This is a genomic window from Rhodococcus sp. UYP9 (assembly GCF_040547235.1).
In the GTDB taxonomy this organism is placed as follows: domain Bacteria; phylum Actinomycetota; class Actinomycetes; order Mycobacteriales; family Mycobacteriaceae; genus Rhodococcoides.
Window position 1 is genome coordinate 15822 of record NZ_JBEPPH010000004.1, and the last position, 24434, is coordinate 40255.

The 24434-nt window shown below is 64.4% G+C and carries 18 protein-coding genes and 1 tRNA gene; 12 read left to right on the forward strand and 7 right to left on the reverse strand.

Annotation, left to right across the window (positions count from 1 at the left end):
• Nucleotides 1-9: 9 nt before the first annotated feature.
• Both ABIB36_RS12835 and ABIB36_RS12840 read right to left on the reverse strand, forming a co-directional pair.
• Complete coding sequence (locus ABIB36_RS12835) at nt 10-2058, reverse strand: ATP-dependent DNA helicase (RefSeq protein WP_354561621.1); 2049 nt, start codon at nt 2056-2058, stop codon at nt 10-12.
• 71 nt (nt 2059-2129) lie between these two features.
• Nucleotides 2130-3416 (reverse strand): nicotinate phosphoribosyltransferase, encoded by a 1287-nt coding sequence (locus ABIB36_RS12840; protein WP_256895327.1) that lies wholly within the window; start codon nt 3414-3416, stop codon nt 2130-2132.
• A gap of 128 nt (nt 3417-3544) precedes the next feature.
• Here ABIB36_RS12840 and clpS point away from each other — a divergent pair, with 128 nt between their 5' ends.
• The 8 genes from clpS to ABIB36_RS12880 all read left to right on the forward strand — a co-directional run bounded on the left by clpS (nt 3545) and on the right by ABIB36_RS12880 (nt 9427).
• Nucleotides 3545-3910, forward strand: coding sequence for an ATP-dependent Clp protease adapter ClpS (clpS, locus tag ABIB36_RS12845; RefSeq protein WP_256895315.1), 366 nt, complete (start codon nt 3545-3547; stop codon nt 3908-3910).
• A 119-nt stretch (nt 3911-4029) separates the two neighbouring features.
• On the forward strand, nt 4030-4590 hold the full coding sequence (gene aosR / locus ABIB36_RS12850) for an oxidative stress transcriptional regulator AosR (protein WP_084345079.1): 561 nt from the start codon (nt 4030-4032) through the stop codon (nt 4588-4590).
• A 6-nt stretch (nt 4591-4596) separates the two neighbouring features.
• Nucleotides 4597-5661 (forward strand): P1 family peptidase, encoded by a 1065-nt coding sequence (locus tag ABIB36_RS12855; protein ID WP_084345078.1) that lies wholly within the window; start codon nt 4597-4599, stop codon nt 5659-5661.
• A 46-nt stretch (nt 5662-5707) separates the two neighbouring features.
• Entirely contained in the window at nt 5708-6355 is a 648-nt protein-coding gene (locus ABIB36_RS12860) for a rhomboid family intramembrane serine protease (RefSeq protein WP_179142143.1), read from the forward strand.
• A gap of 102 nt (nt 6356-6457) precedes the next feature.
• A complete protein-coding gene (locus tag ABIB36_RS12865; protein WP_179142142.1) occupies nt 6458-7216 on the forward strand; it encodes a cyclic nucleotide-degrading phosphodiesterase in 759 nt (252 codons plus the stop codon).
• 21 nt (nt 7217-7237) lie between these two features.
• The gene (rph, locus tag ABIB36_RS12870) at nt 7238-8023 is read left to right on the forward strand and encodes a ribonuclease PH (protein ID WP_084345076.1); all 786 of its coding nucleotides are present in this window, start codon (nt 7238-7240) and stop codon (nt 8021-8023) included.
• Nucleotides 8016-8627 (forward strand): RdgB/HAM1 family non-canonical purine NTP pyrophosphatase, encoded by a 612-nt coding sequence (rdgB, locus tag ABIB36_RS12875; RefSeq protein ID WP_084345075.1) that lies wholly within the window; start codon nt 8016-8018, stop codon nt 8625-8627. The genes rph and rdgB overlap by 8 nt, the downstream gene beginning before the upstream one ends.
• 11 nt (nt 8628-8638) lie before the next feature.
• The gene (locus ABIB36_RS12880) at nt 8639-9427 is read left to right on the forward strand and encodes an esterase/lipase family protein (RefSeq protein ID WP_354561626.1); all 789 of its coding nucleotides are present in this window, start codon (nt 8639-8641) and stop codon (nt 9425-9427) included.
• 4 nt (nt 9428-9431) lie between these two features.
• Here the strand turns inward: ABIB36_RS12880 and ABIB36_RS12885 are convergent, their stop codons facing one another.
• The 3 genes from ABIB36_RS12885 to ABIB36_RS12895 all read right to left on the reverse strand — a co-directional run bounded on the left by ABIB36_RS12885 (nt 9432) and on the right by ABIB36_RS12895 (nt 10332).
• A complete protein-coding gene (locus tag ABIB36_RS12885; RefSeq protein WP_084345074.1) occupies nt 9432-9779 on the reverse strand; it encodes a DUF3817 domain-containing protein in 348 nt (115 codons plus the stop codon).
• Nucleotides 9776-10186 (reverse strand): transcriptional regulator, encoded by a 411-nt coding sequence (locus ABIB36_RS12890; RefSeq protein ID WP_354561629.1) that lies wholly within the window; start codon nt 10184-10186, stop codon nt 9776-9778. Before ABIB36_RS12890 ends, ABIB36_RS12885 begins: the two co-directional genes overlap by 4 nt.
• Nucleotides 10187-10247: 61 nt before the next feature.
• Nucleotides 10248-10332 (reverse strand) — tRNA-Leu (locus tag ABIB36_RS12895).
• Nucleotides 10333-10417: 85 nt separating this feature from the next.
• Between ABIB36_RS12895 and ABIB36_RS12900 the strand changes: the two genes are divergently transcribed.
• Complete coding sequence (locus tag ABIB36_RS12900) at nt 10418-11203, forward strand: TetR/AcrR family transcriptional regulator (RefSeq protein ID WP_354561631.1); 786 nt, start codon at nt 10418-10420, stop codon at nt 11201-11203.
• A gap of 10 nt (nt 11204-11213) precedes the next feature.
• Here ABIB36_RS12900 and ABIB36_RS12905 read toward each other — a convergent pair whose 3' ends face one another.
• Nucleotides 11214-11897 (reverse strand): DUF8548 family protein, encoded by a 684-nt coding sequence (locus ABIB36_RS12905; protein ID WP_354561633.1) that lies wholly within the window; start codon nt 11895-11897, stop codon nt 11214-11216.
• A 438-nt stretch (nt 11898-12335) separates the two neighbouring features.
• Between ABIB36_RS12905 and ABIB36_RS12910 the strand changes: the two genes are divergently transcribed.
• Nucleotides 12336-21620, forward strand: a complete 9285-nt coding sequence (locus ABIB36_RS12910; protein ID WP_354561635.1) for a fatty acid synthase subunit beta domain-containing protein — start codon at nt 12336-12338, stop codon at nt 21618-21620.
• Nucleotides 21620-22012, forward strand: a complete 393-nt coding sequence (gene acpS, locus ABIB36_RS12915; RefSeq protein ID WP_269306838.1) for a holo-ACP synthase AcpS — start codon at nt 21620-21622, stop codon at nt 22010-22012. The genes ABIB36_RS12910 and acpS overlap by 1 nt, the downstream gene beginning before the upstream one ends.
• Nucleotides 22013-22100: 88 nt before the next feature.
• Here the strand turns inward: acpS and ABIB36_RS12920 are convergent, their stop codons facing one another.
• Entirely contained in the window at nt 22101-22805 is a 705-nt protein-coding gene (locus ABIB36_RS12920; protein WP_168708373.1) for a TetR/AcrR family transcriptional regulator, read from the reverse strand.
• A gap of 270 nt (nt 22806-23075) precedes the next feature.
• On the opposite strand from ABIB36_RS12920, the gene ABIB36_RS12925 reads away from it, so the two are divergent.
• A complete protein-coding gene (locus ABIB36_RS12925) occupies nt 23076-24434 on the forward strand; it encodes a hypothetical protein (protein ID WP_354561639.1) in 1359 nt (452 codons plus the stop codon).

Sequence of the window (24434 nt, forward strand, 5' to 3'; positions counted from 1 at the left end):
CGAAGTTGGCTACCTTCCGGAAAGGCGGGTGAGGGCTTTGCGCACTACCTCAGGGTCGGACGTCTCCCAGAACGGGGGAAGCGAGGCCCTGAGGTAGCCGCCGTAGCGAGCCGTCGCAAGTCGGGGGTCGAGCATGGCGACGACGCCTCTGTCGTCGACGCTGCGCAGCAACCGGCCGACGCCCTGTGCGAGCAGAAGCGCGGCATGATTGGCGGCGACCGAGAGGAAGCCGTTGCCGCCACGGGACTCCACTGCCTGTTGCCGAGCCACCAGGAGCGGGTCGTCCGGTCTGGGGAACGGGATCCGATCCAGGATCACCAGGCTGAGCGATGGACCGGGAACGTCCACTCCTTGCCACAGTGACAGGGTGCCGAAGAGCGAGGTTGCCTCGTCCTCGGCGAACTTGGTGACCAACGCGCCCGTGGAGTCGTCACCCTGGCACAGGATCGGTGTGTCCAGCCGCTCGCGCATCGCTTCGGCGGCAGTCTTCGCCGCGCGCATCGAGGAGAACAGACCCAGTGTCCGGCCACCGGCAGCACTGACCAATGCCTCTATCTCGTCCAAGTACTCGGTGGACAGTCCGTCACGGCCGGGAGGCGAAAGATGTTTGGCCACATACAGAATGCCGGCCTTCGCGTGATCGAACGGGGATCCGACGTCGAGCGAATTCCAATGAATCGACGCGGTGTCCGACGGCGGCTGTACGCCCGACGCCATGGCCGTGTCGCTGCGTGCAGAATTCTCGGCCGGAAGACCCCAATTGATGGCGAGACCGTCGAACGAGCCACCGACAGTCAGCGTCGCCGAAGTCAACACCACGGTCGACTCGGCGAAGAGTCGGCTGCGCAGTAGACCCCCGACCGACAGTGGCGCTATTCGGACGGTGCGTTTGACGTTCCCACGGAAGTCGTCGACTGCATGCCAGACGACGTCCTTACGTTTGGCCGGGTCCGGTTCGTCGAAGGCGGTGAGCACTCGTACCGCGCTGTCGTGGACTTCGTCGATGGCCACGAGGGCCGCATTGCGCGCGGCGGCGGCTTCCGGGTCCGAGGCTGCCATGCTCTGCTTCTGCGGACCGATCGCGGTACGAACGGCCCAGGCGGAGTCTCGAACGGAGGCCAGTGCAGGTCCCACCCCGTCCGGGAGGGCCGACCATCGGCCGGGTGGGAGGCTGTCGAGAATGGCAGCCCAGTTGTCCGCCGCGCCGTCGAGTGCGTCGACGATCTCCTCTTCGATCAGCTTGCCGCACCGGCGAGCAGCAGCGGTGACCGTGGCGGCAGACAGTTCCGAAGTTGCAACGCCGGTGACTCGATCGACGAGTTCGTGCGCTTCGTCGATGACCACCACGTCGTGCTCGGGAAGAATCTGGATTCCGGTGATGGCATCGATGGCCAGCAGTGCGTGGTTGGTGACCACTACGTCCACCTGGGACGCTTCGGTGCGTGCGCGCTCGGCGAAGCAGTCCTCGCCGACGGGGCATCGAGACTTGCCGAGGCATTCACGTGCGGTGACGCTGACCTGCCGCCATGCCTGATCGCTGACGCCGGGGACGACGTCGTCACGGTCGCCGGTATCGGTGTCGGAAGACCACTGCGTGAGCCGGACGACCTCACGGCCGAGGCGTGAGATGGCGAACGCGTCGAAGAGTTCGGCGTCGGGCTTCTCCTCGGATGCTCCGGTGTGAATCTTGTTCATGCACAGATAGTTGTTGCGGCCCTTGAGTATTGCGAACTTCGGCCGCCTACCGATCGCATCCTTCAGTGCATCCGCCAGTCGTGGGAGGTCACGGTCCACGAGCTGACGTTGCAACGCGATGGTTGCCGTCGAGACGACGACGGTGCGCCCGGACTCGACAGCATGTCTGATGCTCGGTACGAGGTACGCCAGCGATTTACCGGTCCCGGTCCCAGCCTGTACGGCCAGGTGCTCCCCGGTGTCGATCGAGTGCGCGACGGCCGATGCCATCGTGAGCTGATTGCTGCGTTCCTTACCTCCCAGCGAGTGCACCGCGACCTTCAGTAGGGCGGGAACTGTGGGGAGCTCGGACTTCGACGACACCGCAGAAGACTACTGCCACTCACCGACCGGATGGCCATCGACACCGTCCGGCCACCGCCGCGGGCGACGGTTCAGGCGGGGGCTGCGATGAACCGCGTCGACAGTGCAGGTTCGCCCTGCGAAAGTTTGAGTCCTTCCCAGGGGAGACTGACGAGACGCTGTGCGAGCAGTTCTCGTGCAGCGCCCAGTCCCGGTAGCGACGGTTCTTGCACACCGCCGCGTACCAGGGGCTTACACAATTCGATGGCGTCGAGTCCGTCGTCGATCACCGGCGTGCTGCCCACTGGATACACGATTTCTTCGACCGCAGTTCCAGTGGCGCGTGTAGTTCGGATCGCGGCCTTGGCGCCCCCGCGGGACTCCTTGTGGCTGCTGCGTTTGGCGACGGGACGGCCGTCGACCGTGACCAACTTGTAGACCATGCCCGCGGTCGGCGCCCCCGATCCGGTCACCAGCGAGGTTCCGACGCCGTAGCTGTCCACCGGTTCGGCACGTAATGCGGCGATTGCATACTCGTCGAGGTCACCCGATACGACGATCTTCGTTTCCGTGGCACCGAGGTCGTCGAGTTGACGACGGACCTGCCGGGCGAGCACTCCGAGGTCACCGGAATCGATGCGTACTCCGCCCAGGCCGGTACCGGCGACCTCGACGGCATTGGCGACACCGGCAGTGATGTCGTAGGTGTCGACGAGCAGCGTCGTGCCGACCCCCTGACTGCGAACCTGCGCGGCGAAGGCGGCTTTCTCGTTCGGACCATCGGCGTCGGTGTAGAGGAGGGTGAAGGCGTGCGCCGAAGTTCCGGCTCCGGGGACACCGTGGCGTCGTACTGCTTCGAGGTTCGACGTCGCGGTGAATCCGGCGATGTAGGCGGCGCGAGAGGCCGCGACTGCGGCTTCTTCATGCGTGCGACGCGAACCCATCTCGATGAGTGGGCGCGTACCCGCAGAATTCGCCATGCGTGCGGCCGCCGACGCTATTGCGCTGTCGTGGTTGAGAATCGAGAGGGTAAGAGTTTCCAGAACGACGCATTCGGCGAAGGTTCCGTGTACCGACAGCACCGGCGAGCCGGGAAAATACAGCTCGCCCTCCAGGTAGCCGTCCACGTCCCCGCCGAAAGAATAATTCTCCAACCACTCGAGGGTCTTGGTCGGGAGGAAGGCGGCGAGCGCCTCGATCTCGGCAGGCCCGAAGCGGAATCGCGTCAGTGCCTCGAGGAACCTGGCGGTACCGGCGACGACGCCGTAACGCCGGCCGTTCGGCAGCCGCCGCGCGAAGACCTCGAAACTGCACGGTATGTGCGCAGAACCGTCGGCGAGCGCGGCCGAGAGCATGGTGAATTCGTACTGGTCCGTCATCAGCGCGGAACTGCGTTCATGGTCGCAAAAGTCCGGCTTGGAGATCGAGGCGTCGGTCACAGAGACAACAGTACGAGGCGTAGGGGCGAAGGTGTGTACTACGGCTCTCTCGTCGTACCCTGAGAGGTATGGCTTCATCGACGGCACGACCGACCGTGGGCAGAGCGGTCGCGGTACCGAACTCGTCGATTTCACCGTCGGCGGCATCCCCCCAAGCGGTACCAGCGGAAACAGAAGTGGTGGCACGGGACGAGGCACACGATGTGCCCTGGGTGACCATCGTCTGGGACGACCCGGTCAACCTCATGCACTACGTCACCTTCATTTTTCAGAAGCTGTTCGGATACAGCAAAGCGAAAGCCACCGACCTGATGATGCAGGTTCATTCGGAAGGCAAGGCAGTCGTCTCCAGCGGTGAGCGCGATGCGATGGAGAACGACGTCCGCAAACTGCACGCGGCCGGTTTGTGGGCCACCATGCAACAGGACAAGTAGGGCAACAGGACAAGTAGGGCAACAGGACAAGTAGGGGCAACAGGACAAATAGAGGCAGCAAGCAACATCCGGGCTTCGAGACAGCAGGCCGGCATCCAAGGACGGGGCAGAAGAGCGCAGTGCGCATGTGGAGCAGAAAGAACTCACTCAGCGGGGTCAAGATCCGCTCGGATATGGACGCCAGGGAAGCAACTGTGCTCAGGTCGCTCGTGGAGTCGGTAGTCGGTCTTCTCCGCGATCGAGAAGCCGATGCCCCGACGGACGAGCTGGCGGCGATGACGGGTCTACGAACCGGCCACAGTAGTCCACCCGAAGATGCAGCGCTCGCGCGGCTGCTGCCGGACTTCCATCGCCCGGATTCGAACTCCGACACCGCAAACCTCAACGGTGCGCTTCGCGGATTGCACGAGCCGGAGATCATCGACGACAAGCTCGCTGCAAGCCGAGTCATGCTCGACACGATTCCTACGAACGGCGGAAAAGTCGTCCTGACCCCCGCGCAGGCAGAGTCCTGGCTGATGGGTCTCAACGACGTAAGGTTGGCGCTCGGAACTACACTGGGTATCGACGCAGACACCCCTGAGGTTCTCGACGAGGGGGATCCACGAGCTCCCCATCTGGACGTGTACCACTGGCTGACCTGGATGCAGGATTCGCTCGTCCAGGTCCTCATTCCGTAGGAGTACCTGTTGGGGACGGGTCCGAAGGATGCACTGACCGACGTGTCAGGCCTACTGGTGGGCCATCACCATGAAATCGATCCGGCTGCCGAACTCGGGTACGGCGCGGCCACAGGATGCACGGTGATCCGCGCTCTCGGCGGCGCCGTCGCCGCCGTCGACGTCCGGGGAGGTGGTCCCGGCACCCGTGAAACCGATCTGCTCGATCCGAGCCATTCGGTGCAGCAGGTCAATGCCGTTCTCCTCACCGGTGGAAGCGCATACGGACTCGCCGCCGCCGACGGTGTCATGCGGTGGCTCGAAGAGCACGGACATGGAATTGCCATGGGTAGCCCGGACCAAGTGGTACCGATCGTTCCTGCGGCCGTCATCTTCGATCTGCCGGTAGGGGATTGGTCCATCCGGCCGACCGCCGACTTCGGATATCGCGCAGCAGCCGCCGCTCGAGCCGATTTCGCGACCGGTTCGGTGGGCGCGGGCGTCGGTGCCCGCGCGGGCGTGCTCAAGGGCGGCGTCGGCACGGCGAGCACCGTCATCGAGGGAGGACCTGCCGACGGCGTCACCGTCGGCGCACTGATCGTCACCAACCCGGTCGGTTCGGTGTTCGATCCCCGAACCGGACTTCCGTGGGGAGTCGGGTCGGAAGGGCCCGGTGCGTACCGGATGCGCAAACCCGACGTGCACGAGGTGTGGAACGCCAACGCACTCGCACCCAAGGGCACCGCCCTCAACACGACGATCGGCGTCGTAGGCACCGATGTCGATCTGACGGCGGCGTCGTGCAAACGGGTGGCCGTCGCCGCTCACGACGGCCTGGCACGGGCGATCAGACCTGCCCACTCCCCACTCGACGGCGACACGATTTTCGCGCTGTCGACCGGCACGAGGAAGGTCGTCACGGAAACTGCCATGCCCAAGGCGTTCTCCTCCGACCTGCCGGTTCTTGCCGCAGTGTGCGCGGTTGCGGCCGATGTCGTCGAGCGGGCCATCGTGCGTGCATTGCTCGACGCGACCTCGATTGCCGGTATTGCGACGTACCGTCAGATTTTCCCGTCGGCCTTTGCGCCCTGACCACAGCGGTAGACTTCGAAGGGCAGACCACCTCCTCGGCGCGTGGATGTCGGGGCTGGACGAAAGGCCTAGTTCTGTGACGACGAACCCTTACCTTCCCGCTACCGCACCCAAACGCCCACTGTGGCAGCAGGCCGCGATGTTGATGGGCTCGTTCGTCGTGCTGCTGTGGGTCATCGAGATCATCGACGTCGCCTCGGGTAGTCGCGTCGAGCAGGCGGGGATCAACCCGCGCAGTGTGGACGGTTTGTGGGGAATTCTGTTCGCGCCGGTGCTGCACGACGACTGGGCCCACCTGATCGCGAACACCCTCCCGGTTCTGATCCTCGGATTCCTCGTTCTGCTGTCCGGTCTGGCGCGTGGGTTGATGGCCACGGGCATCATCTGGGTCGTCGGGGGTGTCGGTACGTGGTTGATCGGTGGCGGCAACTCCAACCACATCGGCGCCTCGGTTCTCATCTTCGGTTGGATCGCCTATCTGCTGACGCGGGGAATCTTCACCAGAAACTTGGGGCAACTTGCCGTCGGCGTCGTGGTGTTCGTCATCTACGGCGGCGCGCTGTGGGGCGTATTGCCGAGTACACCTGGGGTGTCGTGGCAAGGCCACCTCTTCGGCGCCGTCGGAGGAGTCCTTGCGGCGTGGGTCCTGTCCTCCGATGCCCGCGAGGCACGTAAGCAGAAATCTCTCGGCTGAGCCCCTCCGCCGACACCCCCACAACGCGCACATGGGTGGTTGACTTCGTAAAAACGTGTCGAACGTTTCGGTGCCGGGCATCGACGTGGCAGCATGACATACATGCGAATTACCGTCCTGGGATGTTCGGGGAGTGTGTCAGGGCCTGATTCCCCCGCGTCGGGTTACCTGCTCGACGAACCGGGAACATCGCCTGTCGTACTCGACTTCGGTCCCGGCGTGCTCGGTGCGCTGCAGAAGTATGCAGATCCCGGTGACGTCAGTGTGTTCCTGTCGCATCTACACGCAGATCACTGCCTCGACGTGCCGGGGCTCCTGGTCTGGCGCAGATACCACCCGAATCCGCCTGCGGGGCGCGCGCTCGTATACGGGCCGAAAGACACCGCTTTCCGGCTCGGCGTCGCCTCTGCCGAATGCGGTGGCCAGATCGACGACATGTCCGACACGATCGATCTGCGTCGCTGGCAGGACGGCAGAACCATCGAACACGGACAGCTCACCGTGCACACCCGCCAGGTCTATCACCCGCCGGAGTCGTACGGCATGCGGATCACGACAGGGGCGGGGAAGCTGTTCGCGTACACGGGGGACACGGGGATGTGTCAGGCAGTCCGCGATCTCGCCCACGGTGCCGACGTGCTGTTGTCGGAAGCATCATGGACGCACCGCTCCGACCGCCCGCAAGGTATCCACCTGTCCGGGACCGAGGCTGGGCAGCTGGCACGTGAGGCCGGCGTGGGTGAGCTGTTGCTGACTCACATTCCGCCGTGGACTTCCCGGGAAGATGTCATCGCGGAAGCGAAGGCCGAGTTCAGTGGTCCGGTGCACGCCGTCCTGCCGGGCGATGTCTTCACCGTCTAGGCCAGGGTTAAGATTGCTGCCGTGTCCAGACGAGAAGACGGCCGAGCGGACGACGAGCTCCGCAACATCAAGATCACCCGCGGATTCACCGACAACCCGGCAGGATCGGTGCTGGTGGAGTTCGGAAACACGCGGGTCATGTGCACCGCGAGTGTCGAGGAGGGTGTTCCTCGCTGGCGTAAAGGCTCGGGCCTCGGTTGGCTCACCGCCGAGTACGCGATGCTTCCCGCAGCAACCCATACCCGCAGCGGACGTGAGTCCGTCAAGGGCAAGGTCGGTGGGCGGACTCAGGAGATATCCCGCCTCGTCGGGCGGTCGCTGCGCGCTTGCATCGATCTTGCCGCCATCGGTGAGAACACCATCGCGATCGACTGCGACGTACTGCAGGCCGACGGCGGCACTCGTACCGCGGCCATCACGGGCGCATTCGTTGCACTGTCCGACGCCGTCACCTACCTGCGTGCGGCCGGTCGACTCGCGGACCCGCAGCCGATTTCCTGTGCCATCGCAGCGGTGAGCGTCGGCGTCGTCGACGGCCGTGTTCGGCTGGATCTGCCCTACGAGGAAGATTCGCGTGCCGAGGTCGACATGAATGTCGTGGCCACCGACACCGGTACTCTCGTCGAGGTCCAGGGCACCGGCGAGGGCGCTACGTTCCCGAGGTCCACTCTCGACAAGCTGCTCGACTCAGCTCTCGCGGGCATCGAGAAGCTTTTCGAGGTGCAGCAGGCTGCCCTCGCCGAGCCGTACCCCGGCGTGCTTCCCGAGCCTGCCGTCGACGCACCGAAGAAGAAGTTCGGTGGCTGATACCAAGCTTCTCGTCGCGAGCCGCAACGCCAAGAAGTTACATGAGTTGCGTCGGGTGCTCGATAGCGCCGGGGTCCTCGGAATCGAATTGGTCGGATTGGACGAGGTGCCCGAGTTTCCCGAGGCACCCGAGACCGGTGCGACGTTCGAGGAAAATGCGCTCGCCAAAGCCCGCGACGGCGCGGCTGCCACCGGGCTCGCTTGTGTTGCAGATGATTCCGGTCTCGAGGTCGACGCATTGAACGGTATGCCGGGTGTGCTGTCGGCGCGATGGTCCGGAGTACACGGAGACGACGGCGCCAACACGTCGTTGCTTTTGGCGCAGCTGGGCGACGTACCGGACGAGCGGCGGGGCGCAGGTTTCGTCTCTGCCTGCGCGCTGGTCGTCCCCGGCGACGTCGAGGCCGTCGTCCGGGGTGAATGGCGCGGCGTCATCGCGCGAGAGCCGTTGGGTGAGAACGGGTTCGGCTACGATCCGATATTCGTTCCCGAAGGGGACGGCAGATCGGCGGCGGAACTCAGCCCGCAAGAGAAAGATGCCGCGTCGCATCGAGGGCGTGCGTTGACATTGCTGATTCCTGCACTCGAGACGCTTACCGGGTAGAGACTGGTCTGGTGAAACGAACAGTCATGGCCGCGGTCCTGGTGGCCGCTGGAATGCTTGCCGCACCGCTTCCGGCAGCAGCGTCCCCGGTGCAAAACTCGTTCGCCGAGGCGACCCTGTACTCCATCGCACACCCGGGTGCGAGCCCTTCGGGTGCCAACGACTACGCGTGTGTCCCGAGTGCCGAACACCCGGAACCGGTCGTGCTCGTCCACGGGTTCCTCGAGAACTCCTACGACAACTGGGCATCGATGGCGCCGGCCTTGAAAGCCGAAGGCTACTGCGTCTTTGCGCTCGATTACGGAGCGCTCGAAGGGATTCCGTTCGGCGGCCTGGGTTCTCTCGAGGACAGTGCAGCCGAACTGGGGCAGTTCGTCGACACCGTCCGGACCACGACGGGAGCGCAGAAGGTCGCCATCGTCGGGCATTCGAAAGGTGGGACCGTACCGCGCTACTACGTCCGGTTTCTCGGGGGTGCGGAGTCCGTAGCTCGAATCGTCGCGCTGTCGCCGCCGAACTATCCGACCCCGGGCCCACCTCCCGACGAGGCTCTTCAGCGTCTCAACGAGGGGAGTGACACTGTTCAGGGAGTGGACTACACAACCATCGTGACCCGCTACGACCAGGTGGTGCCCTATGAGGCGTCATTGCTGACCGGAGAAGGAAACACGAACGTCGTGCTTCAAGACTTGTGCCCAGGCAACGTCACCGAGCACACTGGAATCTCCTACGACCCTGTTGCACAGCAAGTGGTGTCGAACGCGTTGCGCGGTTCCGATCCCACCGAAGTTCGGTGCTGACTGCTCAGACGCCGAAGTCGCGCTTTACCTGAGTCGTTCGCCAATGCTCTACGAAGAACGACAGGAACGGCACTGTTCCGGCGAGTAGGGTGCCAACGGTTCGGGCGGCCGGCCAACGAACCTTGATGGCCAAATCGAGGGTGAAGAGCAGGTAGACCGCGTAAACCCATCCGTGGACGATACCGATCCAGCCGAAGCTGTCGTTACCGAAGCCGTACTTGGCAACGATCTCGACGAGAAGGACAAGAAGCCACACACCGGTGGTGTACGCGAGAATTCGGTAGCGCAGGAGCGCGGAAGCAATCTTCTTCGTCTTTTCGGTTGATGCAGATTGCTGTGGTGCCGTGCTCACTTGGTGCTCCTGTCGGACTCGCGGGAGCGATCGAGCTCCGCAAGATAGCTGTTGTACTCGAGAAGTTGGCGGGCCTCGGGATCTTCGAGGTCGTCCTCCACCGGCGCCACCGGTCGCTGGGGGAGCAGATCTGCGGGAACTTCACGCACGACCTGTTCTACGACGTCGTCGTTCTCGGCGTCCGGCGGAGCGTCGGCCTCGTCTTCGAGCTGTACGAATTTGCGGTAGGCGTAGACGACGAATACAGCGAACAGAGGCCATTGGAATGCGTAACCCAGGTTCTGGCCGTTGCCGCCGACGGATTCGAAACGCTCCCACTGCCACCAGCCCAGGGCCAGGCAACCGAGCGCCGAGACGATCACCAGAGCGATGAGCGCCGGGCGGCGTTGAGTGTGGGTTTTCGACACCCCCCGACGGTACCCGAGTATCTACTACCTCAGGTAGTTCGGTGGGGGTCGTCACTGATGGTGGTGCGCGAGGGGGGACTTGAACCCCCACGTCCTGAGACACTGGAACCTAAATCCAGCGCGTCTGCCAATTCCGCCACTCGCGCGAGTTGCTGTGCAAGTCTACAACGCCGAATCCCGACCCGAACGCAGGTGCATCCTCGGCTCGGCGTACAGCGTACTGTCCGATGTGTGGCAAGCAAGAAGGCGACAGTTTTCGATCCAGCGCGCACCCTCGGCCTGCTGTGGCGAGTGGACGAGAAGCCGAGTCGCAGCGGGTTGAGTATCGATGCGATCGTCGACTCCGCAATCGAGATCGCGGACGCCGACGGGATCGATGCTGTGTCCATGCGACGTGTCGCCGATCGACTCGGCGTCGGTGCAATGTCTCTCTACACGCACGTTCCGGGGCGCGAGGAACTTGCCGATCTGATGATCGACACCGCTGTGGCGTCGTTGTATTCGAGTGTCGCCGAACCCGCCTCGGCGACCGATGGCTGGCGTAACGGACTTCGATTCGTCGCGGAGCGCAATTGGCTTCTCTACCAACGTCACCCGTGGATGCTCGATGTGCAGGGTGCGCGTGCTGTGTTGGGCCCGCACACCAATGACAAGTACGAGGCAGAGCTGAGCGTCATCGACGGCGTCGGGCTCACTGACATCGAAATGGATTCGGTCCTCACTCTTGTCCTGACGCATGTCGCGGGCACCGCACGCGCGCTCGCTCGATTCGACAAGGTTCGCCAGGAATCTGGAATGACGGATGCACAGTGGTGGGCCGCAACGGCGCCCGTCCTGGAGCGCGTCATGAATCACGCTGACTACCCGGTGTCGGCGCGCGTGGGAACCGCTGCCTCGACTTCGTATGGCGCAGTGACTGATCCGGTGCACGAGTACGTGTTCGGAGTCGATTGCATCCTCGACGGCGTGGCCGCGCTGATCGAGAGGGGGCGCGGCCACGTCCGCACCGACGGTTAGCCGGCAGTCTTCAATTCCGCCCCTTGCCCGGGAGAGGAAAACGGCGTTGGTAACGCCACACCGCATGTTCGAGCGCTGCACGTTCGACGTTCATGCTCTCTGCGGTCACGGCGAGAAGCATCTCGGCACTCTCGCCGTCGAGCGTTCTGCCGACCGCGTCCGAGGTGAACGCGATCACCTGCAGCAGCGAGTTAGGTGTGCGCTCGCCCACGAGGAACAGTGCGCACTCCCACGTTTTCCTTCCGGCCCCGGGGACGGCGGTGAATGCAGCGCGAAGTTCATCCGAATCGACGAGATCTTCAGCACGTGCCACGCCGAGTCCGGTCAATGCCGTCGCGATGCGTGCGGCGCACTCGGCTTTGGTGGTGGAGTTGCCGGCCACCCGCTGCCTGTTCCCGAGGATCTCGGCGAGTTCCTCGGGATTGTTCACGAACGCGGCGAGCGCGGTCGGATCGTCCAGAGATTCGCACTGCCGATACTCGCGCCAACGGGAGACGACGCGCCGCACGCCGGTCTCGGGGCCGCCGTATGTTGCCCGCGCGGAAAAGACTGCGTCGAGTAGGGCAGCTTCGATCTCCTGTGGCCATCCGGGATTCCAGTAGGGCGACTTCGCTGGTGTCGCACATGTTGCGATATGGGCGGTGAGAGCCTCGCGGTCGCGCTGCGAAAATATATGTGTAACCGATGAATACATGAATCCCCCCCGGGTCTATGTACTTCGAGAATGGGTCGATGTACTTCGAGAAGCTACCCAGGGTCACCGACAACTTGGAGACTGCGCTAGCGGGGATGTTGTGTGACGAGGCTCATATAACGAAAAGATAACGATAAATCTGAGGTTTCCCTCACGTTCGGCCTGCTTCCATTCGGGCTGTGCCAGCACCGATGTTTGTTACCGGCGAGTTGCCTCAACGGTAGGTAAAGGGCCTCCAGCGGCCGTACTCGCTGGTAGCAGTTGGACGTCCACTCGAACGTGAGGCTTTCCTCATGATTTTGTCTTAGCCTGGTGAAGCGCGGTCAGAGTGACTCGGTCCCCGACGGTCCTCCTCCACGGGGCCGCTGAACCGCGCCGGCGAAGGGCCATCCACGAATACCTCGATATCCGAGGTGCTCACGAGAGGAATCTTGCATCTTGACGATCAACGAGAGCACACCATCACATGGACAAGGCGCGAGCAGGTCGCCAAAGAGCGGTGGTGGTTCTCGTACGCTCGCAGATCGGTTCGCGGCCGGTGAGCCCTACGCGCTGGCTTTCGGTGGACAGGGTGCCCCATGGCTCAGCTCGCTCGAAGAGCTCGCCCGCGACTCGGCACTCGAGCCCGAGCTCACGGACCTGGTCAACGAGTCCGTAGCCATCCTCACGCCGGTTGCAGACGAACTCCTCGTCGTGCGCTCGGTCGGCTTCGATCCCATCGGCTGGATGCTCGAACAAGATCTCGCAGACGAGGACGACGCCGCCTCCACCTACGGTCCCTCCGAAGCCGCACTTACCTCCGCGGCCGTATCGCTTCCAGGGGTATTCCTGACCCAGGTCGCTGCGCTGCGTGCGCTGAAGCTGCAAGGACTCGACCCCGCCCAGACGCCGCCGGTCGCCGTCATCGGGCATTCACAGGGCCTCATCGCCGCCGAGTCGGTCAAGAGTGATGGTGCCGAGGACGCACGTCTCCTTGCCGTCGCACAGCTGATCGGTGCTGCCGCAGGCCTGGTCGCACGTCGTAGGGGAATCATAGGAGCTGCCGATCGGGCGCCCATGGTTTCGGTCTCGAACGTAGAACCGGAACGGCTCGCGTCGATCATCGACGAACTCGCAATCCCCGGCGCACCGGAACGTTCCGCGGTCCTCGCAATCCGCAACGGACGCCGTCGCGTCGTGCTCGCAGGCCCGCCTGCTCAGCTCGCTCGTGTGCAGGAGCGCAGCGAGCAGATCGCTGCCGAGGAAGAGCGTGAGCGCGATTCCAAGAAGCGTGGCGGTTCGGTATTCGCGCCGGTCTTCGAGCAGCTCCCCGTCGAGGTCGGCTTCCACCACCCCGCACTGGGCGATGCCGTCGAACTCGTCTCTGCATGGGCACAGCGCTGTGGCCTCGACGTGGACATTGCGCGCACTCTTGCCCACAGCATTCTCGTTGCACCCGTGGACTGGGTCGACGCCATCGACGGCGTCGTCGACGCAGGTGCCGACTGGATCCTCGATCTCGGTCCAGGTGACCTTCTGACTCGCATGACGACCCCGGCTCTGCGCGGACAGGGCGTGGGCATCGTTGCTGCCTCCACGCGCGGAGGACACCGCAACCTGCTGACGCCGGGCGCTGCCCCCGAGGTTGCACCGGCGTGGTCGGAGTTCGCACCGAAGCCGATCACCTTGCCCAACGGTCGCGTAGTTGTCGAGACCACCTTCACCAAGCTCACCGGCCGTTCACCTATCCTCCTTGCCGGCATGACCCCGACGACGGTCGACGCGAAAATCGTTGCCGCAGCAGCCAACGCAGGCCACTGGGCCGAGCTCGCCGGTGGCGGCCAGGTCACCGAGGACATCTTCACCGACCGCGTCGCCGAACTCTCGCAGCTCCTCGAGCCCGGTCGCGCGATCCAGTTCAACTCGCTCTTCCTCGACCCCTACCTCTGGAAGCTGCAGCTCGGCGGCCGTCGCCTCGTGCAGCGCGCCCGAGCGGCAGGCGCCGCCATCGACGGCGTCGTCGTCACCGCAGGTATCCCTGAACTCGAAGAAGCCGTCGCGCTCATCGAGGAGCTTTCCGACGCGGGCATTTCGCACGTGTGCTTCAAGCCCGGCACCGTCGCGCAGATTCGCGCCGTCATCCGGATCGCGAACGAGGTTCCGTCCTACCCCGTCATCGTCCACATCGAGGGCGGCCGCGCAGGTGGCCACCACTCGTGGGAAGACCTCGACGATCTGCTGCTCGCAACCTACGCAGAGCTGCGCGCACGTCCCAACCTGGTGATCTGCGTCGGTGGCGGAATCGGCACACCCGAGCGTGCAGCCGAATACCTCACGGGCCGTTGGTCCCTCGGCGCCGGCTACCCGAAGATGCCGCTCGACGGAATCCTCGTCGGTACCGCCGCCATGGCAACACTCGAAGCGACGACCTCGCCCGAGGTCAAGCAGCTTCTCGTCGACACACCGGGAACCCCGGACTGGGTCGGTGCAGGCACCGCATCCGGCGGAATGGCCTCCGGCCGTAGCCAGCTCGGGGCGGACATTCACGAGATCGACAACGCGGCCTCACGCTGCGGGCGCCTCCTCGACGAGGTCGCCGGTAACGCCGATGCTGTGGCCGAGCGTCGCGAGGAGATCATCGCGGCACTCGACGGAACCGCCAAGCCGTACTTCGGCGACGTGGAATCGATGACCTACCAGCAGTGGCTCATTCGCTACCTCGACCTGGCCATCGGCACGGACAAGCGCAAGGATTTCGATTGCGGTGGCGAGTTCACCGACGCGCTCGCCGAGGCCACCGATTCGGTATGGCTCGACGTCACCTGGCGCACCCGCTTCCTCGAGATGCTCCAGCGCACCGAAGCCCGTCTGCACCCCGTCGACCGCGGCCCGATCCCGACGCTCTTCGCCGACGTCGACACGCTCGAACGTCCGCGTGCTGCACTCCGCTCGTTGCTCGCTCAGTTCCCCGATGCAGGCGACGTCGTTCTGCACCCAGCGGACATCACCTTCTTCACCTCGCTCTGCAAACTGCCGGGCAAGCCGATCAACTTCGTTCCCGTCGTCGACGGTGACGTTCGGCGTTGGTGGCGCAGTGACTCGCTGTGGCAGGCGCACGATCCGCGGTACTCCGCCGATCAGGTCTGCGTCATTCCCGGCACCGTTGCCGTCGCCGGAATCACCCGCGTCGACGAGCCGGTCGGGGATCTACTCGATCGCTTCGAAAAAGCCACCGCCGACGAGTTGGTAGCCGACGGCAGTGCACCGGCCCCCGCTGTGAGCCGTCGTTACGCAGGTATCGCGCCCGGTCTGCTCGGCATCGTTCTTGCTGCCCCCGACGTCGACTGGGCGTCACGGATGACGCAGAACCCCGTTGCACGTCTCGGTGACACCGCGGACTGGATCGTCGAATCCGACACCGTCGCATCACACCCGCAGACCGGATCCTCTCTCACCGTGCAGGATTCGACTCACGTCGAGCTGACCGTTCCGCTCGCCCCCGGCAAGGAGGTGCGCATCCGCTTGACCGTCCCCGTTTCCACGGTCGACGGCGGCGCCCCTGTCGTCACTGCTGAGGATGCGCAGGCTTCGATGTCCTCGCTACTCGGAATTGCTGCGGGACAAGACCTTCCCAAGGTGAAGAACGGTGTTGCACGCGTCAACCTGGCGTGGATCCCTGATCTCGTGGCAGACCACGGCGGCGTCACCGGATCGGGTCTTCCCGACTCGCTGACCGTGAGCGGCAAGGCTGTTCCCGACGTGCTTGTCGGAGCATGCTGGCCTGCCGTCTTCGCTGTCCTCGGCGCCACCCGCACAGCTGCGGGAATCGACGTGATCGAGGGCATGTTGGATCTGGTCCACCTCGACCACAGCGTCAACCTGGTAGGTGAACTGCCCACTGACGCATCGATTCTCGTCGTCAAAGCTGAGGCAGGGGAGGTGCTCGACACCGATCTCGGTCGCGTAGTCGAGGTCACCACCACCATCGGTGCGATGCTCGGGGAAGGTCTCGACGCGCCTGCCGTGGCAACTCTCGTCGAACGCTTCGCCATCCGCGGACGCACCGGCAAGGGTGAACTGTCCGATCCGGCTCCCGCCGGAGGCTCGGTCAGTGCCGACGCCAAGGACACACCGCGTCGTCGTCGCCGTCAGGCCACCATTCTCGCGCCGCGCAACATGGCAGCCTTTGCCCAGGTCTCGGGCGATCACAACCCGATCCACACCTCCGATGCGGCTGCGCTACTCGCCGGTCTCGGTTCCCCGATCGTGCACGGCATGTGGCTCTCCGCCGCAGCGCAGCAGGCCGTCACCGCAATCGACTACGCCGACACCAAGACTCCGCCCCGTCGCCTGACCGCATGGACCGCTCGCTTCCTCGGGATGGTCCGCCCCGGAGCCGAAATCGACATTCGCGTCGACCGCACCGGATTCGATCATGGTGCCGAACTCATCGACGTGTCCTGCCGTGTCGCAGGCGAACTCGTCATGGTTGCCTCGGCTCGCACTGCGGCGCCGAAGACCGTCTACGCCTTCCCCGGACAGGGTATTCAGCGTCAGGGAATGGGGCTGGACGCACGGTCGCGCTCGAAGGCCGCCCGTGAGGTCTGGGAGCGCGCCGACAAGCACACTCGTAAGGCTCTCGGATTCTCGATTCTGGCGGTCGTCCGCGACAACCCGACCACGCTGAAAGCGCGTGGCACCGTTCATCGCCATCCCGACGGCGTCATCCACCTGACCCAGTTCACCCAGGTCGCGATGGCTGTTCTCGGTGTCGCACAGGTCGCCGAAATGCGCGAATCCGGTGTCTTCGTCGAGAACTCGATTCTTGCGGGCCACTCGGTCGGTGAGTACAACGCTCTCGCTGCCGTCGCCGGTGTTCTCCCACTCGAAGCAGTCCTCGAGGTCGTCTTCCAGCGTGGATCGGCCATGCATGCGCTCGTTCCGCGTGACGCATCCGGTCGAAGCGATTACCGCATGGCAGCCATCCGGCCGTCGCAGATGGGTGTCGCCGACACCGAAGTGCACGCTTTCGTCGCCGGTGTCGCCGAGGCTTCCGGTGAGTTCCTCGAGATCGTGAACCTGAACCTGCGTGGATCGCAGTACGCCATTGCCGGCACGGTTGCCGGTCTGGCCGCACTCGAGAAGGAGATCGACGTCCGTGTCGCCGAATTCGGCGGCAAGCGCGCCTTCATCGTGGTGCCCGGCATCGATGTACCGTTCCACTCGACTGTGCTGCGTGGGGGAGTCGACGACTTCCGCACCCGGCTCGAAACGTTGCTGCCTGCTGATCTCGACCCGGAGATCCTGCTCGGACGCTACGTGCCGAACCTGGTGCCCAGGCCGTTCTCGCTCGAGCGTTCGTTCATTCAGGAAATCGCGGACCTCGTTCCTTCCGAGCCCCTGAACAACGTCCTCGCCGACTTCGATTCCTGGGCTGCACGCCCGCATGATCTGTGCCGCGTCGTGCTGACGGAACTGCTGGCGTGGCAGTTCGCCAGCCCGGTCCGTTGGATCGAGACACAGGATCTGCTGTTCGCCGAAGAGGCAGACGGTGGACTCGGTGTGGAGCGTTTCGTGGAAATCGGTCTCGGCGCAACGCCGACGGTCGCCAACCTGGCTTCGCAGACACTGAAATTGCCGGGCCGCTTCGGATTCCCGGTCGAGGTGCTCAACCTCGAACGTGAGGCCGCGATCGTCTACGGCACCGACACCGACCCAGCGCCGGTGGAGGAAGAGGAGTCCGCTCCGGTCGAGACCGCCTCTGCACCTGCCGCTTCCGCTGCGCCGGCTCCTGCGGCCGCACCGTCGGCTCCATCCGGCGGCCCGCGGCCCGAGGACATCTCCTTCAGCGCTTCGGACGCAACCAAGATCCTGATCGGACTGTGGACCAAACTGCAGCTCGATCAGATCGGACCTGCCGACACCATCGAGGCACTGTGCGACGGCGTCTCCTCGCGTCGTAACCAGTTGCTCGTCGACCTCGGTTCCGAGCTTTCACTCGGTGCGATCGACGGCGCAGCCGATGCCGACATGGGCGCGCTCTCCGGCACGGTCAACAAGCTCGCCCGTACCTACAAGCCCTTCGGCCCGGTACTGAGCGATTCGATCAACGACCACCTTCGCAAGGTCTTCGGACCCTCGGGACGTCGTCCGGCTTCCATCGCCGATCGCGTCAAGAAGGTATGGGAACTGGGCGACGGCTGGGCGCATCACGTCACCGCTGAGGTCGCTCTCGGAACCCGCGACGGCTCCTCGGTCCGCGGCGGCGCACTCGGTGGCCTGGCCGACGGTGCACTCGCCGACGGCACTGCAGTCGACACCGTCATCGATTCGGCGGTAGCCGCTGTCGCCGCTCGCCGCGGTGTTGCAGTCTCGCTGCCGCAGACCGGTGGCGGAAGCGGAGGAACAGTCGATGCGGCTGCTCTCGGTGAGTTCACCGAGCACATCACCGGACGCGACGGGGTTCTGGCTTCGGCGGCGCGGCTCGTTCTCGAACAGCTCGGCTTCGCCGATGCTCCGAACGCCCTGGCTGTCGACAATCCGGACGCCGTATTGGTGGATCTGGTTGCTGCAGAACTGGGTTCGGACTGGCCACGACTGGTTGCCCCGGCATTCGACGAGCGCAAGGCCGTTCTGGTCGATGATCGTTGGGCGACGGCGCGTGAGGACCTGGCCCGCTTGTGGCTCGGTACCGCAGGCGACATCGCCGTCGAAAGCTTCGCCGGATCGGGTAAAGCTGTTGCAGCTCAGGCTCAGTGGTGGAAGTCGAAGGCGCAGGCCGAACGCAAGACCACGCTGGCCGAGTTCTACGGCCGGATCGCGGACATCGCACAGTCTTCCGAAGACAAGGGCGAATGGTCCGACGAAGTAGCCGTCGTCACCGGAGGTAGCAAGGGGTCGATCGCCGCGGCGATCGCCGCCAAGCTGCTCGGGGGCGGTGCAACCGTCTTCATCACCACCTCCAAGCTCAACGACGAGCGCCTGAAGTTCTACCGAGAGCTCTACCGGGCGAATGCTCGCGCCGGTGCAGCACTGTGGGTCGTTCCGGCCAACATCGCCTCGTACACCGACGTAGACGCACTCATCGAGTGGATCGGTTCCGATCAGGTCGACAATGCAGGCGGGGCAAAGACTCTCGTCAAGGCAGGCGTCACACCCACCATGCTGTTCCCGTTCGCTGCTCCTCGCGTCGTCGGCGAACTGTCCGACGCCGGCGCCCGCGCCGAGATGGAGATGCGGGTTCTGCTCTGGTCGGTCGAGCGTCTCATCGGTGGACTGTCGAAGATCGGTTACGACAACGACATCGACACCCACCTGCACGTCGTACTGCCAGGTTCGCCGAACCGCGGCATGTTCGGCGGCGACGGTGCCTACGGTGAATCGAAGGCAGCCCTCGACGCCATCGCGACCAAGTGGGGCTCGGAGAAGAACTGGGCCGAGCGTGTTTCCATTGCCCACGCGCACATCGGATGGGTTCGCGGAACCGGACTCATGGGCGGCAACGATCCGATCGTCGAGGCCGTCGAGGCCGAAGGCGTGCGGACGTGGTCGACGAGTGAGATGGCAACCGAGCTGCTGAAGCTGTGCGAGCCTGCCGCTCGCCGCCAGGCCACGCAAGCGCCTCTGCTTGCCGACCTGACCGGTGGACTGGCGAACACGAAGCTCGACCTCGTCGAGCTTTCCCGTGCCGCAGCCGACGCGGCCGGCGAGAAGGTAGAGGAAGTGCTCGACAGCTCGGTGATTGCGGCTCTGCCCGCTCCGCCGCGTTTGTCCACCTCGACCACTGCACCGGCATGGCCTGCGCTCGATGTCGATCCGAAGGACCTGATCGTCATCGTCGGCGCCGGCGAGCTCGGACCGTACGGAAGTGCGCGTACGCGCTTCGAGATGGAGGTCGACGAGGAGCTCTCCGCCGCAGGCGTTCTCGAACTCGCATGGAACACCGGCCTGATCACGTGGGAGAACGATCCCAAGCCGGGCTGGTACGACATCGAATCAGGTGATCTCGTGCCCGAGGCCGAGATCGCCGACAAGTACCACGACATCGTCGTCGAGAAGTGCGGTATCCGCACCTACGTCGACGACGGCGCCATGGTCGGCAACACTGCGCCGCTGATGACCTCGGTCTTCCTCGACAACGATCTGACCTTCGTGGTCGGCACCGAGATCGACGCACGATCGTTCGCGGCGGCCGATCCCGAGCACACCGTCATCGCACCGGTCCCGGAGTCCGGTGACTGGCAGGTCACTCGCAAGGCCGGAACCGAGATTCGGGTGCCGCGCAAGATGAAGCTCACCCGCACCGTCGGTGGGCAGATTCCGACCGGCTTCGATCCGACCAAGTGGGGCATCTCGCCGGACATGGCGAGCTCGATCGACCGCGTCGCACTGTGGAACATCGTGACCACCGTCGATGCGTTCATCTCCTCGGGCTTCAACCCGTCGGAACTGATGCGCTGGGTGCACCCCACGCTGGTTGCCAACACACAGGGCACCGGCATGGGCGGGATGGAATCCATGCGCTCGCTCTACATCGACACCTTGCTCGGTGACGCTCGTGCGAACGACATCTTGCAGGAAGCGCTGCCGAATGTCGTTGCAGCGCACGTGGTTCAGTCGTACATCGGCAGCTACGGCGCGATGGTTCACCCCGTCGCAGCGTGTGCAACCGCCGCCGTCTCCGTCGAGGAAGGCGTCGACAAGATCAAGCTGGGCAAGGCGCAACTCGTCGTCGCCGGTGGTTTCGACGACCTGAGCACCGAAGGCATCATCGGCTTCGGTGACATGTCCGCGACCGCCGATTCGGCTGCCATGTCCGCGAAGGGAATCAGCGATCGTCGATTCTCCCGGGCCAACGACCGCAGGCGCGGCGGGTTCGTCGAGTCGCAGGGCGGCGGAACGGTTCTGCTCGCTCGCGGTGACCTGGCGCTGGAAATAGGACTTCCGGTCCTCGGTGTCGTTGCGTACGCGCAGTCGTTCGGCGACGGCGTGCACACCTCCATCCCGGCTCCGGGACTCGGTGCGCTCAGCGCCGGTCGTGGGGGCAAGGATTCGTCCTTCGCGTTGTCACTCAACGCACTCGGCGTCAGTGCCGACGATGTGGCCGTGATCTCCAAGCACGACACCTCGACTGCCGCGAACGACCCGAACGAGGCCGAACTGCACACCCGCCTGGCCAAGGCGATCGGACGCACCGACGGAGCACCACTGTTCGTCGTCTCGCAGAAGAGCCTGACCGGCCACTCGAAGGGTGGAGCCGCAGCTTTCCAGCTGATCGGTCTCTGCCAGGTGCTCAGCAACGGAGTCATCCCGCCGAACCGCAGCCTCGATTGCGTCGACGACAAGATGACCGAATTCGAACACCTCGTGTGGGCACGCGAGCCGCTGCGTTTCGGTGACTCGGTACCGCTGAAGGCAGGACTGCTGACCAGCCTCGGCTTCGGTCACGTGTCCGGTCTCATCGCCGTGGTTCACCCACAGGCCTTCCTCGAGGCCGTGCCTGCAGATCGTCGCGCCGACTACATCGCTCGCTCCAACGAGCGACGTATCGCCGGTCAGCGCAGGCTGATCTCCGCGATGGTCGGAGGTGACGCACTGTACGAGCGGCCCGAGGACCGACGGCTCGGACACGACGGGACGCCTGCAAAGGCGTCGCGCGAACTCGAAGCGGACATGTTGCTCACCGAGGCAGCACGCCTCGGCGACGACGATGTCTACCGCTCGGGTCTGCCGGGGTGCAAGTAATGGCTATTCTCGGAGTAGGTTTCGACCTGGTGACCGTGTCCGACTTCGCCGAGCAGATGGACAAGGCCGGCACGACGATGATCCGCGACAGCTTCACCACGGGGGAGCGTCGGCACTCGGCAACGAAGAGTTCCGACCCGGCTCGCCACTACGCAGCACGGTGGGCCGCGAAGGAGGCGGTTCTTAAGGCCTGGGCAACTTCACGTTTCGCCAGGCCGCCGCAGATCGGCGACAATCCGTACCCGCTCATCGAGGTCGTCAACGACGCCTGGGGACGGCCGTCGATCAAGCTGCACGGCATGGCTCTGGAGTTTCTGCCGACAGTCAAGATTCATCTGTCCCTGACCCACGACGGCGATATCGCTGCAGCCGTGGCGATCTTGGAAGAATAAGTCTGTAGACACACGACGCCGGTCCGCTCGCTACGAGTGGGCCGGCGTTCGTGTTTCCGGCTGTAGCCTGGCGGAGTCGAGCGCAGATCTACTCGGCGGAGGCGCCCGAACGCCTGCTGTCCCTTTCGGCGCCGAGAAGGTACGCGGTCATGATGCGTTTGAGTTCGGCGACGGCATCCTCGTGGCTCTGTCCGTCCTGAACGGAGAAGTTCAGCATCGAGTACACGATGTGGACGAGGACCTGGGCCATCAGGTTGCGTCGCACTCTCGGTGTCCGGGGAGTGAGGGGGCCGAGCATGCGGGCGACCTGGTCGGCGAATTCGCGTTCGTGGATGACGCCGGTGGCGCGCGTGGACGGAGTGGACTGCATGGCGAGCCACACCTCGCGCCGCGACGGATCCGACATCCACATATTGGCCATGTGGTCGACGAATTTGTTGAGGAATCGAAGCCAATCCAGCGACGGCACCTCGCCGTTGAAGTCGGCCAGTTCTTGCTGAACACCGACGACGTCCTGCCGGTTGAGCTCGCACACGATCACGTACTTATTGGCGAAGAACTGGTATAAGGTGCCGATCGGGAGCTCAGCGCGAGCGGCAACTTCCTCACAGGTGAACGATTCGAATCCGGCGTCGCTCAGCACGTCGCGTGATGCGGCAAGCAATGCGTCGAACTTGCGTTGGCTGCGTTCTTGGGTAGGACGCCGCCGCGGCATCAGCTCCTGTGTCTCTACCGTCGATTCGAGCGCTGCGTCTATTCGTCTCGCAGCCTGGGCGCTAGCAGAGGACTCCACTCCTCCAGGCTAGCGGCCGAAGCGCCATCTACTCCACTACGCGGAGTTACAGACACCGAGTGGCGGCCCAGGGCCAGTGAAAGCTCACTCCATCTCACCGTGCCGCTCGATACAGTAACTTCGGCAGATCTCGAGTTGCTTTCTGGTCAATAAAACCATCTTTAGGTATGGTTCGAGTATCAGTTTCATCGTCGTGGAGGGTGACATCGCCGATTTCGTCTCGGAGATGCTCATGTCGGGAGCCTCACCCTTAGGCACAGGAGTATTTACGTGGCCACTATTGGTCTTTCCATCGAGTCGGGTGCCCTGCACTCCGTCCTTTTCGATGGGGTGGAAGATTCGGTAGCGGCAAGCCAGGTGACCGCGCTGGACGATAGCGTCGCAGCATCGCTGACCGCTGCCGTAGAGAGCATGCGTGAGCTTGCTGCTGCCGCTGACACAGCGGTGGACGGTATCGGAGTGGTGTATTGCTCGGATGAAGAGCGTGCCCTGTTCGAGTCGGCGATCGCGGAGGCGGACGTCGATTCGGTGTCGATGATCTCCGCATCCTCTGCGTTGCTGGGGTGGCTGGCGCGATCGCCCGAGTTCACTTCCGCCGAGCGAGTTCTTCTCTATTACATGGGCCCGTCGGGGGTATCGATCTCGCTCGCCGACGTGGCGAAAGAAACCCTGTCGCCCGCCAAGGCGGTGGCATTCGATTCGCCGACCCCTGAGCGTATCGGCGGCACGGTGGCCCTGGCATGGGAAGTTCTCGACGAGGCCGGTACCGAGGCCGACTCTGTCGCGTTGTTCGGAGACCTCTCGGGCAACAGAGATGTGGTCGACATCCTTTCCCTCGGGCTCGGTGTGCCGGTAATTCGAGTCGGCGACGCCAGTCTGATCGCCGCCAGTGGTGCAGGACTGCTCGCGGTGAGGGACGTGGTTCCAGAGGTGGCGATGGACCTGGACGACGACAGTGCCGCCGACGATGCTGTCGACTCGGTGACGGACGCCGAAGACGAATCCGAAACGGTGTCGGCGGTAGCACCTGCCGCTCCAGCGTTGGTGACGTCACCGCCTCCCGTCGTGGCCGCGGAGGTGCACCAGCCGCAGGTGCGCCGTTCCATGCCCCGCAAAAAGCTCGTGCTCGCCGGAGCTCTGCTGGTGGGAATCCTGTCCGGTGGAGTTGCGCTGGCATCCACGTTGCCTGCGGATTCGCCGAAGAGCCAAACTCCCACGGAGATGGCGAAACCGAGGTCGACGGCAATCGATACCGACTTGGGTACGAGCGAAAGCACAGCGGCGCGGCCCCCGGCCCTGACGCCGGAGCCAGCGCCACCACCACCCGCACCTCTCGCTCCGTGGACGCCGGAACCGGTGTTCTTGCCTGCGCCCGTAGTCGAGAATTGGACGGTCGATCCAACAACCGGTGTCGCGAAGCCACGCGAAACCTTCACCCCGATACCGGCCCAGTCGATCCCCCCGGCAGCCGCTGTAGTGCCGGGAAGTGAGGTGGCTCCTCCGGAGTTCGCCGTCCCGGTCATCATTCCCGAGCCAGGGAAATCCCAGGAACAGCTCGAACAAGAGGCTTGGGACCGACATTGGCAGCACACTGCACAGTGGGTCGAACAGGAGATCCACGAAAACTGA

Excerpts from the sequence above, each read along its gene's own strand:
- ABIB36_RS12840 (WP_256895327.1), bottom strand. The coding sequence starts at position 3,416 with ATGACGGACCAGTACGAATTCACCATGCTCTCGGCCGCGCTCGCCGAC.
- clpS (WP_256895315.1), top strand. The coding sequence starts at position 3,545 with ATGGCTTCATCGACGGCACGACCGACCGTGGGCAGAGCGGTCGCGGTA.
- ABIB36_RS12860 (WP_179142143.1), top strand. The coding sequence starts at position 5,708 with ATGTCGGGGCTGGACGAAAGGCCTAGTTCTGTGACGACGAACCCTTAC.
- ABIB36_RS12865 (WP_179142142.1), top strand. The coding sequence starts at position 6,458 with ATGCGAATTACCGTCCTGGGATGTTCGGGGAGTGTGTCAGGGCCTGAT.
- ABIB36_RS12905 (WP_354561633.1), bottom strand. The coding sequence starts at position 11,897 with ATGTATTCATCGGTTACACATATATTTTCGCAGCGCGACCGCGAGGCT.
- acpS (WP_269306838.1), top strand. The coding sequence starts at position 21,620 with ATGGCTATTCTCGGAGTAGGTTTCGACCTGGTGACCGTGTCCGACTTC.